The 15,436-nt window shown below is 46.0% G+C and carries 14 protein-coding genes and 1 tRNA gene; 12 read left to right on the top strand and 3 right to left on the bottom strand.

Annotated elements, in window-relative coordinates:
- Window positions 1–67: 67 nt before the first annotated feature.
- The gene (locus VFC92_08155; GenBank protein ID HZK08160.1) at window positions 68–1,621 is read left to right on the top strand and encodes an LPP20 family lipoprotein; all 1,554 of its coding nucleotides are present in this window, start codon (window positions 68–70) and stop codon (window positions 1,619–1,621) included.
- Window positions 1,621–2,304 (top strand): ATP-binding cassette domain-containing protein, encoded by a 684-nt coding sequence (locus tag VFC92_08150; protein ID HZK08159.1) that lies wholly within the window; start codon window positions 1,621–1,623, stop codon window positions 2,302–2,304. The genes VFC92_08155 and VFC92_08150 overlap by 1 nt, the downstream gene beginning before the upstream one ends.
- 250 nt (window positions 2,305–2,554) lie before the next feature.
- On the opposite strand, the gene VFC92_08145 is transcribed toward VFC92_08150, so the two are convergent.
- Window positions 2,555–3,145 carry a YqgE/AlgH family protein gene (locus VFC92_08145; GenBank protein HZK08158.1) on the bottom strand — a complete coding sequence of 197 codons (591 nt, stop codon included), beginning with the start codon at window positions 3,143–3,145 and terminating at the stop codon, window positions 2,555–2,557.
- Between the two features lie 66 nt (window positions 3,146–3,211).
- On the opposite strand from VFC92_08145, the gene VFC92_08140 reads away from it, so the two are divergent.
- Window positions 3,212–4,579: a hypothetical protein gene (locus tag VFC92_08140; GenBank protein HZK08157.1), complete on the top strand. Its 1,368-nt coding sequence runs from the start codon at window positions 3,212–3,214 to the stop codon at window positions 4,577–4,579.
- Complete coding sequence (murD, locus tag VFC92_08135) at window positions 4,576–5,889, top strand: UDP-N-acetylmuramoyl-L-alanine--D-glutamate ligase (protein ID HZK08156.1); 1,314 nt, start codon at window positions 4,576–4,578, stop codon at window positions 5,887–5,889. The genes VFC92_08140 and murD overlap by 4 nt, the downstream gene beginning before the upstream one ends.
- 19 nt (window positions 5,890–5,908) lie before the next feature.
- On the opposite strand, the gene VFC92_08130 is transcribed toward murD, so the two are convergent.
- Window positions 5,909–6,421, bottom strand: coding sequence for a 30S ribosomal protein THX (locus tag VFC92_08130; GenBank protein HZK08155.1), 513 nt, complete (start codon window positions 6,419–6,421; stop codon window positions 5,909–5,911).
- Between the two features lie 95 nt (window positions 6,422–6,516).
- Entirely contained in the window at window positions 6,517–7,212 is a 696-nt protein-coding gene (locus VFC92_08125) for an RNA methyltransferase (protein ID HZK08154.1), read from the bottom strand.
- Window positions 7,213–7,530: 318 nt separating this feature from the next.
- Here VFC92_08125 and VFC92_08120 point away from each other — a divergent pair, with 318 nt between their 5' ends.
- The 8 genes from VFC92_08120 to VFC92_08085 all read left to right on the top strand — a co-directional run bounded on the left by VFC92_08120 (window position 7,531) and on the right by VFC92_08085 (window position 15,216).
- Window positions 7,531–8,298 carry an NAD-dependent deacylase gene (locus VFC92_08120; protein HZK08153.1) on the top strand — a complete coding sequence of 256 codons (768 nt, stop codon included), beginning with the start codon at window positions 7,531–7,533 and terminating at the stop codon, window positions 8,296–8,298.
- Between the two features lie 10 nt (window positions 8,299–8,308).
- Window positions 8,309–9,871 (top strand): serine hydrolase, encoded by a 1,563-nt coding sequence (locus VFC92_08115; protein HZK08152.1) that lies wholly within the window; start codon window positions 8,309–8,311, stop codon window positions 9,869–9,871.
- Between the two features lie 56 nt (window positions 9,872–9,927).
- Window positions 9,928–10,000: transfer RNA gene (locus tag VFC92_08110), tRNA-Gly, on the top strand.
- A 153-nt stretch (window positions 10,001–10,153) separates the two neighbouring features.
- Window positions 10,154–10,432, top strand: coding sequence for a GIY-YIG nuclease family protein (locus VFC92_08105; protein HZK08151.1), 279 nt, complete (start codon window positions 10,154–10,156; stop codon window positions 10,430–10,432).
- 344 nt (window positions 10,433–10,776) lie between these two features.
- Window positions 10,777–12,156, top strand: a complete 1,380-nt coding sequence (locus VFC92_08100; protein ID HZK08150.1) for a glycosyltransferase family 39 protein — start codon at window positions 10,777–10,779, stop codon at window positions 12,154–12,156.
- Window positions 12,157–12,354: 198 nt separating this feature from the next.
- The gene (locus VFC92_08095; GenBank protein ID HZK08149.1) at window positions 12,355–13,410 is read left to right on the top strand and encodes an acyl-CoA reductase; all 1,056 of its coding nucleotides are present in this window, start codon (window positions 12,355–12,357) and stop codon (window positions 13,408–13,410) included.
- 71 nt (window positions 13,411–13,481) lie between these two features.
- Complete coding sequence (locus VFC92_08090; protein ID HZK08148.1) at window positions 13,482–13,745, top strand: type B 50S ribosomal protein L31; 264 nt, start codon at window positions 13,482–13,484, stop codon at window positions 13,743–13,745.
- 283 nt (window positions 13,746–14,028) lie between these two features.
- Window positions 14,029–15,216 carry a GlmU family protein gene (locus VFC92_08085; GenBank protein ID HZK08147.1) on the top strand — a complete coding sequence of 396 codons (1,188 nt, stop codon included), beginning with the start codon at window positions 14,029–14,031 and terminating at the stop codon, window positions 15,214–15,216.
- Window positions 15,217–15,436 lie beyond the last annotated feature (220 nt).

Below are 15,436 nucleotides of genomic sequence, written 5' to 3'. Positions count from 1 at the left end.
TGAGACAACATTTTTAAATCACAAAAACAAAAAGGGAATTTTCAAATAAATCATAACTATTTACCGCATGTCTTTTAAAATTCAAATTTCAGATAAGGATTTTTATTTTAAAAATGCCCACGCTACCCCTCAATCCCCTAAAGGGGAAGCCAGCCCACACACTCTCGATTGTGCGCGGGTAGCTCCCCCTTCAGGGGGTCGGGGGGTGCGCGATGGATTTGCAGGTTTTTATATCAACTTTATGAACAGAAACTATTTATACCTGCTTCTCTTTTTGTTGAGCGCCTGTGCCGGCAGCAAAACGCAACAATATGAGCAAATGATGGCGGGGGCGCCGGCGTGGGTTACGCGCAGCCCCGACACTCCCGGATTTTACCATGGCGTGGGCACTGCTACAAAGGCATCGGCCGGCAGCGATTACCGCGAGATAGCCCGCCAAAACGCACTGTCTGATCTGGCTGCCGGCATTTCCGTTAACATCTCCGCCACTTCTGTGCTCAGCCAATATGAATTCGACAACAACTACAGCGAATATTACCGCAACAACATAATGATGTCGTCAGCGGAACTACTCGAAGGCTACGAACGGACGGATAGCTGGGAAAACGCTCAGCAATACTGGGTTTACTATCGTTTATCAAAAGAGAAATATAACGAGGTCAAAAAGACGCGCATCAGCAAAGCACTCGACGAAGCAAGCTTCAACTTTGAGCGTGCACGCCTGATGAATGGCCAGAACAAGAGCGCCGATGCGTTGCGGTTTTATATCAAATCGCTCGAAAATATCAAAGATTTTCTTGGCGAGTCACTCACCACGGAAATTGATGGCCGGCAACAGGAGTTTTCCGGATTACTGATAAGCGAGCTTCTCGACAAAATCCGAAGCATACGCATTGCCTATCCAATGGGAAGACTAACGGTAACACGGGGAAGCACCACCACTTTCGATCAGCTGCAGCTAATGGTGCTGAACACGCAAAACCAAGCGTTGCAGGGCATCCCCATCCTTATAAAATATTCTTATGCCCCCGGTCGCATCACCGAAAAAACCAGCGACGCCGAGGGTTTGGTCAGATTAAAAATAGAGGCTTTCGACTCAAAAAAGAAAGAAGAACTGATAAGCAGCACGCTCGACATCACAAAAATCCTGAAAGACAATACGCAGGAAGTACTGATTCGAAAGCTGCTTCAAAGCATTACCCTGCCTGAATTTGTTTTGCCTGTCGAGATGCTTTCTCCTGTGTTTTTTGTAAATACTACCGAGAATAATCTGGGGAATCAGCTTGCGCAAACGATTATAAAACAAGAGATGGAAACACTGCTCCGCGCCGATGGCTTCGAGGTTGCTACTCACCCCTCCGCGGCCGGCATGCTGCTGACCATCGTAGCCGACACACGCCAGGGGTCGGCGGTAAACGGCAAATACAACAGCGTGCTCTCGGCCAGCTTTACCCTTACAGACCATCGCAATATGACTCTTTACACCACAACGTCAGGTGAAATTGCCGGCCTGGGAAGCAGCTATTCGCTTGCCGGAGAAGATGCCTATCGATCGCTGATCGGCAAAATCCGTATCAACGTTTACCCGACTATGTTCCAAACAGTTTTTGCACCCCGCTGATGAACTACCTGCACACCATCATCCTTGAAGAAGCAACAGTTTACCGGCGCACGTTGCTGGTGCTTTCGCAAATGAGCATGCATTTGGAAAAAGGTGAATTCGCTTATCTGATTGGCAAAACCGGCAGCGGAAAAACGAGTCTGCTCAAAGCGTTGTATGCCGAGTTGCCCACCGAGGAAGGAACAGCACTTATTTTAGGATATGATCTGCGCTCCATCAAAGATCATCACATCCCATTCCTGCGTCGCAAGATGGGAATAGTTTTTCAGGATTTCCAACTGCTCACCGACCGCAGCCTTAATGCTAATATGGAATTTGTACTGAAATCGACAGGTTGGCGCGACAAGAAAAAAATTCAGGACCGCATTCATGAGGTGCTGGAAATGGTCGACATGGCAAGCAAAGGATTCCGGCTTCCACACGAGCTATCCGGTGGCGAGCAACAGCGGGGCTGTATTGCTCGCGCTCTGCTCAACAAACCAGAGGTAATTCTGGCCGACGAACCAACCGGCAACCTCGACCCAGAAACTTCCTCTGGAATCGTGCAACTGCTGCACGAAATCAGTCGAACCGGCACTACGGTGCTCATGGCCACACACAATCATTTTCTTATCGAAAAATTTCCCGCCCGATGCATCACCCTCGAAAAAGGAAGAATTGTAGGCGATACGAGTGCCAGGTGAATGGAGAGATTGTCGGGGTGTCAGAGTGCGCAACCTACCCGGTGTTTAGACGAGGCTAAGCCTTGTCTTTTCTATTTCTATAGGCTCTGCCTGTTGCTATCATTTTTCAGATGAATTAAAAAAAGCAGGCAAAGCCTGCGGAAATAGATGCAGCTTAGGTTTAACCTAAGCCTGAACCAGAATTGCGCAGCCTGCTCCCCACTTTTTACTAATCGTCATCTTTTCTAACTTCCAACCTCTAATTTCCAACTTAATTTAGCGATGGCTCGCTGGGAAAGTTAATCCAATGGCGGTATTGATCGCCCAGCCGCAGCAGGGAATCTTTCCACAGGTTTTCTGCGCTGCCATGCATAATTTGGCGCGTGGTAATATCGGCGACAAGCCAGGAATCGCGCTTGAGTTCCATATCGAGCTGGCGCGGCATCCATCCGGCATAACCGACAAAAAAGCGGATGTTGTGCTTGTTGAGCTGCCCGAGGAGAAGTAGCTCTTTGATGCGTTCCACATCGCCACCCCAATACAAACCTTTGCGGATGAGCACGCTGTCGATGATTTGATCGCCAAGTGTATGTATGTAAAATAAATTACTTGTGCTCACGGGGCCGCCCAGGTAAAGGTCATCACCGAAACCGGGGAAATTTTTAACAACTTCATTGAAATCCACCGCCATGGGCTTGTTGATGATCACTCCGAATGAACCTTCTTTGTTGTGATCGGCCAGCAAAACCACCGAACGCTTAAAGTAGTGATCGAACAGGAAAGGCTCTGAAATCAATATCTTACCGGGTGCCGGCTTAACTTTATTGCCCTTGATGTGCAGGATGTCATCTAAATTTTCCATTTCTCAAAATTAATTGTCTATTTTTGATTTTCAAAATTTAATTTCATCACCAGTCAAATGAATAACATGAATATAATTGATAACACCAACACGTACAATCAATTACGCGAAAAACACCCATTTTTAGTTTATGAAAGTTTCACATTTCAAAAAGACAACAAGCAACTAACAATCCGATTTTCGTTTAGCATGGCCGGCGATATTCATTTCGCTCCGACGCTGACGATGCCGCTGGCTCCGTTTGAAAATTTACCTGCCGACATCAAAGGCCTGGAGACGATAATTTTTAATATCGGGATGATCGAATTGCTGAGTTATTGGAAAGCTGCCTGCCCGCCGCTTGTAATCGTAAAAGCCGGCACGCTGAACAAACAGCAAATCACCTGGTGGAAAAAATTATGGTTCAACGGACTTGGCGAGTTTTTTTATACTAACGGCATTGAAACCCATCCCAATAAGTTTGTAGAGATTGTAAGCGAGAGCGATCGAAATTTCGACAGCTTTCATTTTGACACGACCGACGACATTCTGGTTCCGGTGGGAGGCGGAAAAGATTCGGCCATAACGCTTGACATCCTGAAAAATGAAGACATGGCGGTGCGCCCATTTATGGTCAATCCGCTTCCGTCAGCTTTTGGTACCATCGAGGCCGCCGGCATCGACCCCGCTGCTATAATTACCGCCAACCGCACCATCGACCCGCGCCTGCTGCTGCTCAACGACGAAGGCTACCTCAACGGGCACACTCCATTTTCGGCGATGCTTGCATTCGTTACGCTTCTGGCTGCGCGGCTTGGCAACATGCGGTATATTGCCCTCTCCAACGAATCCAGCGCCAACGAGCCCACGATTCCCGGCACAAAAATTAATCATCAATATTCGAAAAGTTATGAATTTGAAAAAGATTTCCGGGATTATGTTCATGCGCACATCAGCCCTGATTTTAATTATTTCAGTTTCCTGCGGCCGCTCAATGAGCTGCAGATAGCGAGGCTTTTTGCGCGGAGGCCAAAGTTTTACGGACATTTCAATAGCTGTAATGTTGGCGGACGCACCGACACCTGGTGCGGACAGTGCCCCAAGTGTCTCTTTACCTGGATTATCCTGTCACCGTTTATAAATCAGCAAAAGCTCATCTCTATTTTCGGGCACCACCTGCTCGACGACGAAAGCCTAAAATACACCTTTGATGAGCTCACCGGACTGGCACCCGAAAAACCTTTCGAGTGTGTGGGCACAACGGAAGAGGTGAACGCAGCCCTGCAACGGGTCATAAAGTCGATGGCCGGTATGCACCTGCCGACACTGCTTCGCCACTACAAGCAAGTAATGGCGCCCGTAAGCCGGCAAATTGACCATCTGCTCGACGACTTCAACAACGATCATTTTCTAAATCCCACCTTTGAAAAACTGCTGAGGAAAAATTATCGATGAAAGCATTGCTCCAACGGTACCTGCAAAGTGGGAAAGTGCTTCTGCTGGGATTTGGCCGCGAGGGACAAAGCACCTACCGCTACCTGCGACATCATTTTCCCAAATTGCCTTTGGCCATAGCCGATCGAAACGAAAACTCCGATACGACAGCAATAGCCGGTGATAGCAACATTGCGCTACACCTGGGCGAAAACTACCTCGACGCTATCAAGGTTTATGATGTGATCATAAAATCGCCGGGGGTGCAACTTAGTAGCCATAAGCACATGCTGCACGGGAAGGTTTTGCTCTCGCAAGCCGGATTATTTTTGGAATGTTATGGCCGGCAGATTATTGGCATCACCGGAACCAAAGGAAAAAGCACCACCAGCAGTCTTATTTCCCATATTTTGAATAAGGCAGGGCGCGATGCAGTATTGGTCGGAAATATTGGCAAACCAGCTTTTGATTTTATTGATAAAATAAATGCCCAAACGCTGATTGTATTTGAGCTTTCGGCGCACCAATTGGAGTATGTTCATCATGCGCCGCATATCGCAATCCTACTAAATTTTTTTGAGGAACATCTCGATTATTTTGGTGGGATGGATGCTTATGTCAGTGCTAAGATGAATATTGTGCGCTATCAAAACCAGCAGGATCATCTTATTTTTGATAAAGAAAATGAGCGCATTTTCCAACAGCTGCACATGTTGTCACATGCTGCACGTTTGCATCCGATTGATCCTACTGCTGAAAGGGATGAACGATCGGGAACGCTGGTCGGAAATCACAACAAAAAAAACATAGCTGCTGCACGCCAGGCCTGCCAGCTGGCGGGACTTTCCGAGGCTGAAATCAATTTGGGCATCAGCACTTTCCAGTCACTGGAACATCGCCTGGAATGGGTGGGTAACTTTTGTGGGCGTGATTTTTATAACGATTCCATCTCCACCATTCCAGAGTCGACCATCGAAGCCGTAAAAACCATTGATAAAACTTACATGCTTATTCTGGGCGGTTTTGATAGGGGAATAAATTATGGGGTTCTGGCTGAATTTTTGGCAAAATCCAATGTGCAACTTCTTGTATTTACCGGAGCAGCAGGCCGCCGCATGGCGCAACTTTTTGTGCCACATTGCAGAAGTGATCAGGAAATGGTGGTGGTAGAAAAATTTGATGAGATAGCGCGGTACTTCGATAAAATTCCGACGGGAAGGGCGTGCCTGCTCTCGCCTGCAGCTGCAAGCTACGATGAGTTTACCAACTTTGAAGAGCGCGGCAAAACATACAAAAAAATGGCAGAATACCTCGGAGCTTCCTGCCATTAATTTGTATCGTGACCAAGATTTATTTCTCTTTGTCCGGTTCTTTCTTCGTCGTTTTCTTAGTCTCTTCTTTGGCTTCTTCTGGCACTGCCTTTTCCTCTACCGCTTTCTTGGTCTCTTTTTTGGCTGCTTCCGGCACTGCCTTTTCCTCTACGGCTTTCTTGGTCTCTTTTTTAGCTGCTTCCGGTGCTACCTTTTCCTCTGCCGCTTTTTTAGTCTCTTTTTTAGCTTCTTCCGGCGCTGCCTTTTCCTCTATCGCTTTCTTAGTCTCTTTTTTGGCTGCTTCCGGCACTGCCTTTTCCTCCACCGCTTTCTTAGTCTCTTTTTTGGCTGCTACCGGTGCTGCCTTTTCCTCCATCGCTTTCTTAGTCTCTTTTTTGGCTGCTTCCGGCACTGCCACTTCCTCGATCAGATGCTCACTCATCAAATGTTTTTCGGTTTGTTTTACCACCGATTGCTGCTGCCGCGGGCGGACTTTGCCGTAGGAGCCACGGATGCGTTTACCACGCTTGGTTTTCATGTCGCCTTTTCCCATAGTACTTTATTTTTGTTAATAATTAATACAATTTTGATAGCTGCAAAGGTAATTGCTTTTTCCGAAAACTCACTTTCACCAAGCAGCAAACAGATTTATTTTACAGCCTGTTTTCTTAAAAATTCTTTAATCAGTCCTTCGCTGCTTTTTACCGCCCTTCGCACCCATTCGAGCTTTGTATCAATCTGCTCTTCGTTGCTCAGCTGCCATGGGATGGTTGAGTTCCGAAGTTCTCCGGTTAAATGAAAAAGGCTGAGCGCTACCGAGACAGAAATATTGAAACTCTCGGTAAATCCATACATGGGGATAATCATAAACTCGTCGGCGCCGGCAAGCGCATCCGGTGTGAGGCCCCGCATCTCAGTACCAAAAAACAGTGCCACCGGCCCTTTGTTCAGATCAAGCTTTTGCAGCGTTACCTCGTGCTGGTGGGGCGTTGTGGCCACAATGCGGTAACCTTTGCTTTTGAGTGTAGCAATGGCTTCCGGCGTATTATTTTCGGTAGCGTTGTAGCGGATCAGGTCAAGCCATTTGGAGGAACCGAGCGCTACATCGGGATTCACTTCGTAGGCGTTGGCGTTTTCGATGATGTGCACATCCTGTATTCCGAAACAGTCGCAACTGCGAAGCACGGCGCTGGCATTGTGCGGCTGGTAGAGATCTTCGAGCACCACGGTGATGTAGCGTGTGCGTTGCTGTACAATGGCCTCAAACTTAGCGCGCTTGTTGTCGCTCACGAAGCCAGTGAGATACTCCAGCAGCAACGGTTTCAGCTTAGGATCGATATTCAAAATAATGTTATTTTATGATTGGAGGCAAAAGTAAATAATCTGGCTGATTGTTTTATCCAAGAATTAAAGCGAATTATGCTAATTAAAACGAAAAGTTTGTCTTTTACATCAACTACGGCACTTTACCAATAAATTTCAACATTTTAAAACTCAATAGCCAAAACTGTTACGGATATTTGAATTTTGATTTTTGTTTTAAAAAAATCAACTTTATGCTCAGACACTAAATTACCGGGGATGATGCCTATGAAACATATTGTCGGAGATTACTTTCCTTTTTTCAATACCTTTGCAAGAACATCCAAAATACAAACATTCATGCCTACACTCGAACGACGACTTCTAAAGGCTGCGCAGTTGATGCGAACAGCCGAAAACCTTATTGCATTCACAGGTGCCGGCGTTTCTGTCGAAAGTGGCATCCCGCCATTCAGAGGCCCCTCAGGTCTCTGGCAGAAATATGACCCGCAAGTGCTCGACCTGGGATATTTTTATCAAAACCCACTGGATTCGTGGCGTGTCATCAAGGAGATATTTTACGATTTCTTTGGCAAAGCCAAGCCCAACGCTGCCCACCTGGCACTGGCAAAATTAGAACAGATGGGATTGCTTCGCTGCATCGTCACTCAAAATATCGACAACCTGCACCAGGAAGCCGGCAACACCATCATCCACGAGTTTCATGGAAATTCGCAGATTCTTCGTTGCACGAAATGCGATCGGCATTACCCTGCCGGCGAGGTAGATCTTGAAGTTTTACCTCCCAAATGTCAACACTGCGGTGGACTTCTTAAACCCGACTTTATCTTTTTTGGCGAAGCCATCCCCGTGGACGCCTTTCAGCAATCGCAGGCAGCAGCGCGCATAGCCGACGTTCTTGTGATCATAGGATCCACAGGTGAGGTAATGCCTGCCAGCCAGATTCCCGTGATCGCCAAACAAAGCGGAGCAACGATCATTGAGATAAATCCCGAGCCATCGCACTATACCAATGCCATCACCGACATTTATCTGGGTGGAAAGGCTGGTGAAATTATGCCACGACTCATGCGCAAAATAGAAAACAATTCACCATCGAAAAACTAATATTTTCATAATGAAAAATCGGTTCTTAACGCAAGCTTTCCTTATGATATTTGCAGGCTTGCTGGCTTTTGCGCCCGGCATTCATGCACAGAAGGACAATTTAAATAAACAACTTTCCACGCTCGACGATTATTATGCCAAGGCGCGCGTCGACTGGGAAGTTCCGGCGCTGGCGGTGGCTATCGTAAAAAATGGCCAAATTGTTTTCGAGAAAGGCTACGGACAACGCGACATCAACAGCGGTGGCACCACAGACCAAAACACAATGTTTGCGGTAGCTTCCAACACCAAAGCTTTTACCGCAGCCGCGCTGGCTATTCTTGTTGATGAAGGGCTTATCCATTGGGACGACCCCGTAACAGAATATCTGCCCTGGTTCAGAATGTACGATCCATACGTCACCGCGCACATGACCATCCGCGACCTGCTGACGCACCGCAGCGGACTGGCCACTTTTAGCGGCGACCTAATCTGGTACGGCAGCACCTACAGCCGGCGCGAAGTGATAGAACGTGCCCGTTTTCTGAAACCAATGTATGGCTTCCGCGAAAACTTCGGATACTCCAACATCATGTACATCGCTGCCGGCGAAATTATTCCGGCGGTGACCGGCAAAAGCTGGGACGACTTTATCCGTGAGCACTTTTTTGAGCCGCTTCACATGACCCGCTCCATCACCTCCACCACACAGCTCGACAAATTTGAAAACGTAGCCACGCCACATACTGATTTTAATGATGAAGTCGTCACCATCGAATATCTGAACTGGGACAACGTGGCAGCCGCCGGAGCAATCATTTCGAGTGTGCACGATATGTCGCAATGGCTGATGCTGCAGCTCAACCATGGCATCGTGAAGGACGACACCATATTTAGTCCGGCACGAAGCCGCGAGATGTGGAGCCAAAACACCGTGCAGAATGTGTCAGGGTTTTCTGAAAAAACCTGGCCTACCACCTTTTTTAAATCTTATGGGCTGGGCTGGGGTTTGAACAACTATCTGGGACATAAAATAGTTAGCCACAGCGGCGGCTACGACGGCATGATTTCCTACACCTGCCTGGTTCCTGACGAAAATCTGGGTTTCGTTATCCTCACCAACAAAAATTCAAGCCTGTACTATCCTTTGATATACCAAACGCTCGACGTGATGCTTGGTGGAATTGATAAAGACTGGAGCGCATTTATCCTCGACCGGAACCGTCCCCACAAGGACGAACCTGCCCGCAAGAAGGAACCTACGCCTGCCGAAAAATACGATAACACCTCTCCTAGTGTGCCGCTTCAGGAATACACAGGCACCTATTCGGGGCAACTTTACGGTGATGCAAACGTATATCTGCGCGACGACACGCTGATGGTGCAACTGGTTCCATCGCCACTATTTCTGGGCACACTACGCCATCTTTATTTCGACACTTTCGAGATCACCTTCACCAACCTTCCGTCGCTGCCCAAAGGAACCGTGCAATTTGTGCAGGATGCGCAAGCCAACATCCATGAGATGAAAATCGACGTCCCCAACCCCGATTTTGATTTTACGGAACTGGAGTTTATTAAAGGCCGACTTTAATTCATCAAAACTACAGGCGGTGAAATGAAATATTTTTACTTTTGCCGCCGATACCAGCGGTAGTAGCTCAGTTGGTAGAGCATCAGCTTCCCAAGCTGAGGGTCGTGGGTTCGAACCCCATTTACCGCTCAAAACGAGTTCAAAGGAAACTTGAATCCTGCTCAGTTGATAGTCCGCCAGCTGGCGGATCCCAAGCTGAGGGTCGTGGGTTCGAACCCCATTTACCGCTCAAATGATAAGGGTTTAAGGTAAAACTTAAAACTTTTTTTATTCAGTACCAAGATGAAAGAGGATATCCTAAAAGAAGCACTCTTTTACGTTTACATCTTACATTCAAAACCAGCTGATAAAATTTACATCGGTTATTCTGTCGATCCTCATAGAAGGTTGTTATCCCATAACCATCCACAAAACAAAGGATGGACAAAGAGGTACCAGCCTTGGGAAATATTTTATACCGAAACCTTTGAAAGCAAAAGTCTGGCTCTGAAAAGAGAAAAGCAATTAAAAACTGCACAAGGCAGAAGATTTATTCATGAAAAACTTTTGAAACACTCTTAGCTCAGTTGATAGGCTAGCTTTCCCAACCCTGATAATCATTCTAGTGCAACATGTGGTCTTAGAGTATTGTAGCTAAGGAATAAGTTTGACTACCTTAACAGCAGCCTGGCTTACCGGAAAGCGTGGAAAGATTACTTTTGCCGACGAATTAGTAAAAAAATAAAATGAAGTTAAAGATTAATAAACCTATAGGTACGCGGTTTATTTATTTCCCTGCTTATTCGCCAGGCATTTTTGTTATTATTTTCGTCCTTGTTGCTATCATTTACAATTATCACGAAATTCTCTTTCTTCCTCCCCAGAGCATTCATCTTTGGCGTCAATGTGATTGCCTTTCGCAGACCATGAATTACTATCAGGACGAAAATCTGTTTTTGATGCCGGCACTGCACAATTTGGGAAATGACGGCACAGGACGTGCGATGAGTGACTTTCCGATCATTTATTACCTCACTGCCCAAATATGGCATTGCACCGGACCCAGTGAGAGTGTAATGCGCATCATCAACCTCTCGATTTTTATTGCCGCGCTTTTCATGCTTTTCAAAACCACCGAACGGTTACTTCATGATTCCTATGTCGCGCTCTTTATCGTTTTTCTCCTCTTTTCGTCGCCTTTTTTGGTCTATTATGCCAATAATTTCCTGATGGATGTTCCGGCTTTTTCGCTGGCTTTGATTGGGATATGCTTTTTCGAGCGATTTTACACCACCTCTAAAGGTAAACATCTTTACTTGTTTGCACTTTTTTTTGCGATTGCTGGCTTACTCAAAATATCCGCCTTACTCGGCTTTTTTGCAATTTTGGGTATTTTTATCCTTGAGTTCCTGGGCATGAAAACCCGGGGTAGGTCAAAGATATTCTCAAATCCACGCATACAAATCATCCCCTTTGCCATGGTTTTACTGGTGGTGTTTGTTTGGTGTTTTTATGCAAGACATTACAACGCAACCTACAACAGAGGATTTTTCCTAACGCAGGTTATCCCAATCTGGACATTGACCACCGCAGAAATACAAAGCGTTGTGCATCATCTTAGCGATCATTTCCGATGGAATTATTTCCGCCTCGAAATTTCTTATCTGATTCTCCTTTTTTGGATTCTGTCACTCCTGTTCGCATCGCGCTCCAGCAGGGTTTTAACACTACTAAATCTGATGCTGCCAGCTGGTGTTGTGGCTTTTGGTATTTTATTTTTTGAATTACTCAAAGATCATGATTATTATATGATAAATGCGCTCATAGCTATTCCAATCATGGTATTGGGTTTTGCAATGATGCTTAAAAAACGGCTACCTTCCTTTTACCGGTCTATATTCTTCAGAGTACTTCTGGTAGTTATACTTATTCACAGCATCGACTTTGCCCGGCGGCGTATCCACGGACGTTATGACCCTGATTCGTGGCAAAACAAGAGTTACGTTGTCGAAAAGCAACAGTTTCTCCAACTCCCCGAGTATTTCACTGCTTTAGGCATCCAGCCTGATGATCGGGTGATATCGCTTCCCGATCCCAGCCCTAACATTACATTGTATATGATGAATCGTAAGGGCTGGACGAATTACAACATTAGGATGAACAGCGATAATATTCACGAAAAAATAGAAAAGGGTGCTGATTATTTAATTATATCCGATCCTCACCTCTTGAAAATGCGGCAGTTGAAGCCCTTCTTCCACCACAAGGTCGGGCAGTTGGAACATATCTATATTTTTAAACTCTGAAGGCACTTTTTAAAATTAATTTTTTCGGTATGAATTCCCACAGGTTTTGCTGTTTACCATCTTTTTATTCATCATTCAATCATCTTCATCCGGTTTTCACCATACGTAATCTTTCATAACCTTTAGCCATTTCCGCTGATTGATAATTTGTAAGGCCACCGGATGAAATCTTTGCCTTACTTTTGTCAAAAAAAAGCGGTGAATCTTACTGACAGGATAAACGTATGTAGCAAGTTGGGCGAAATACTTCGCAACCCCGACGAGGAGAAGTTCCGTAGTTTCCGCAAGGAAATCAGCGAGCTGCGCGAACTGGTAGTGGAGAGCCGCAACCACAATCCGTGGTTTACTCCCGAAAATGTGCAGCAGGCCTTGCTTGCCATCGGTCAAAGTCTGCACCGGAAGAAAACAGAAAAATGGCTGTGCCGCTATCCCATGGATAAGCTGGAACCCTGCGATCCAAAAACCATTGCGGTGGTGATGGCCGGCAACATTCCGCTAGTGGGTTTCCACGATTATCTTTCGGTGATGGTTACCGGCAATCGTTTTCTGGGCAAGCTCTCGGGCAGCGACGACCGGCTGCTGCCGCTCATCCATCGATTTATCGAAAAAATAGAGCCGGAATTCAAAGGCATGGCCACTTTTACAGACAGTTTCCTGAAAGACTTTGATGCCGTGATTGCCACAGGCAGCAACAATACAGCCCGCTATTTCGATTTTTATTTTAAAAAATACCCCCACATCATCCGCCACAACCGCAATGGAGTGGCTGTGCTTACTGGCCAGGAAAGTGTTGATGAATTGACGGCACTTGGTAACGACATTTTCGCATATTACGGTCTGGGCTGTCGCAATGTTTCAAAACTTTGGGTTCCGGAAGGTTACAATTTCGATCTGTTTTTTGAGTGCATCAAAGATTTTTCGGACGTAATTTCCAATCATAAATACCTCAACAACTACGACTACAATAAGTCGGTTTTTCTGGTCAACCGGCAGCCGCATCTCGACAATGGTTTTTTGTTGCTGCGCGAAGATGCTGCCATTGCCTCGCCGGTAGCCGTGGTTCATTACGAAAAGTATGCAAGCCTGTCGGCAATAAAAAAGCAGCTTACGCAGATGGAGGATCAGATACAATGTGTGGTGAGCATCGACAGCGAAATGCCACAGGTAATACCGCCCGGAAGAAGCCAGTTCCCTCAGCTTTGGGATTACGCCGATGGTGTGGACACTGTTGATTTTTTAATAAATCTCGAATAACTTTTTAGAAAATAGTTGGTTTTTACAAATTAATAATTACTTTTGCCGGCCGAAAATAAAAGATTTTAAACATGAAAAAAGGAATTCATCCAAAAGAATACAGACCTGTAATTTTTCAGGATATGTCGAATGGTTACACTTTTATGTCCCGCTCAACAGCGGCTACACGTGAGACCATCAAATGGGAAGAAGACGGAAAAGAGTATCCGTTGATCAAACTTGAAATTTCGCACACCTCGCACCCTTTCTTCACCGGAAAGATGAAGCTGGTGGATACGGCAGGTCGTGTGGATAAATTCAAAAACAGGTACAAAAATCATCTCGAGAAGAAATAAGGATCGCATCCTGTTTTAAATAAAAAAAGCTTTCACTACGCAGTGAAGGCTTTTTTTGTTTGCCTAAAAGACCAAATCAGAAGAGAGGATAAAACCTTGTTATTTGCAGCTAAACTATTCAGGTAAACTTAGAAAAACTCTTTTATGCACTCTTGTTGGAGCATCCTCAAACCCTCCCCTCCTCCCCTCGCGCAAGCCGGTATGCTGCATTAAATTTTACTACCTTTGTAATCACATATGTAATGAACGTGATAAAATTTTAAAACTAAGAAACCTCTGCAAGATGAACTATATTCTTTTTGACGACTATTCGCGCAACCACTTGTTGCCACTCACTTTTACACGTCCCGTTGCTGAACTGCGCCTGGGCATTACTACTCTGCGCGAGAAATGGGAGAAGCTGCTCAAAGCAAAAACTTACACGCTTACGGAACCTTACCTGCAACTGAAATATCCGTTAAAGAAGGACAAAGACACAGTTTTGATCAACGCTTCGGTATTGCCCACTCCGGCACTTGTAAAGCTTATCCTTAAACTGGAGCCTGACCAGTCGCTGGTGGGCGACCTCAAAACCGTGGCCCGACGCATGGATTTAGAAAAAGTGGAGTTTTCGTCAGAGAGTGACGACGAAACCTGCACCAAAATATTTCTCGATGAGCCTTGCCGCAAAATTGAATATCCCTGGGATATTTTTGCCATGAATGGAGAAGCAATCGAAGAGGATTTTGCACAAGCAATCAAAGGACAAAAGTCGCAGAAACCGGATGCTTCCAATCTGATCATCGGCAAAGGCAAGCTTTTTATCCACCACGACGCCAAAGTGTTTGGGGCCACCATCAACACCAGCACCGGCTCTGTGTATATCGGCAAGGGCGCCGAAGTGATGGAAGGCTCCATGATTCGTGGCCCGTTTGCCTTGTGCAATAATTCCACCGTGAAGATGGGCGCCAAAATTTACGGCGCAACCACCATCGGTCCGCACTGCAAGGTGGGCGGCGAGCTCAACAATGTGGTGATTTTTGGTTATACTAACAAATCACACGAAGGTTTTATCGGCAACTCGGTAATTGGTGAATGGTGCAACATTGGCGCCGACACCAACTCATCCAACCTCAAAAATACCTACGACGAAGTGCGCGTGTGGAGCTATCCCAGCCAAACATTTGTAGCAACGGGCAAGCAGTTTTGTGGCCTCATCATGGGCGACCATTCCAAGTGTGGCATCAACACAATGTTTAATACCGGAACGGTGGTGGGCGTAAGCGCCAATATTTTCGGGTCGGGATTTCAGCGCCAATTCATCCCGTCGTTTGCCTGGGGCGGCACGGCAGGATTCAAATCTTACAACATCGACAAGGCGCAACTGGTGGCAAGCCGCGTGTACAAACGCCGTGAGGTGAGCTACACCGACGCCGACACAAAAATTATGGCCTACCTCAAAGAACTTACCGACAGCGGAAAACCTTTTTAGCAGTTAGTGGTTTGGGTGGCAGCTTTCCCGATGGTCTTTGCCAATATTTCAGACTACAGCCTGATGGAATGCAGATTGATAAAGGAAGCTTGCTATAAAATTTATTTGCTAATATTTTAATAAAGAATCACCTCATCAGCTATTTACAAGCCAACAGCAGCATTTATTACCGGATGAAGCTGGTGATAGAAATCCAATTTTCCTGACACATTGACGCAGA

It is taken from the genome of Bacteroidales bacterium, assembly GCA_035647615.1.
Lineage (GTDB): Bacteria > Bacteroidota > Bacteroidia > Bacteroidales > 4484-276 > SABY01.
Note: the sequence above shows the minus strand (reverse complement) of the source record. Positions and strands in the feature narration are given on the sequence as shown.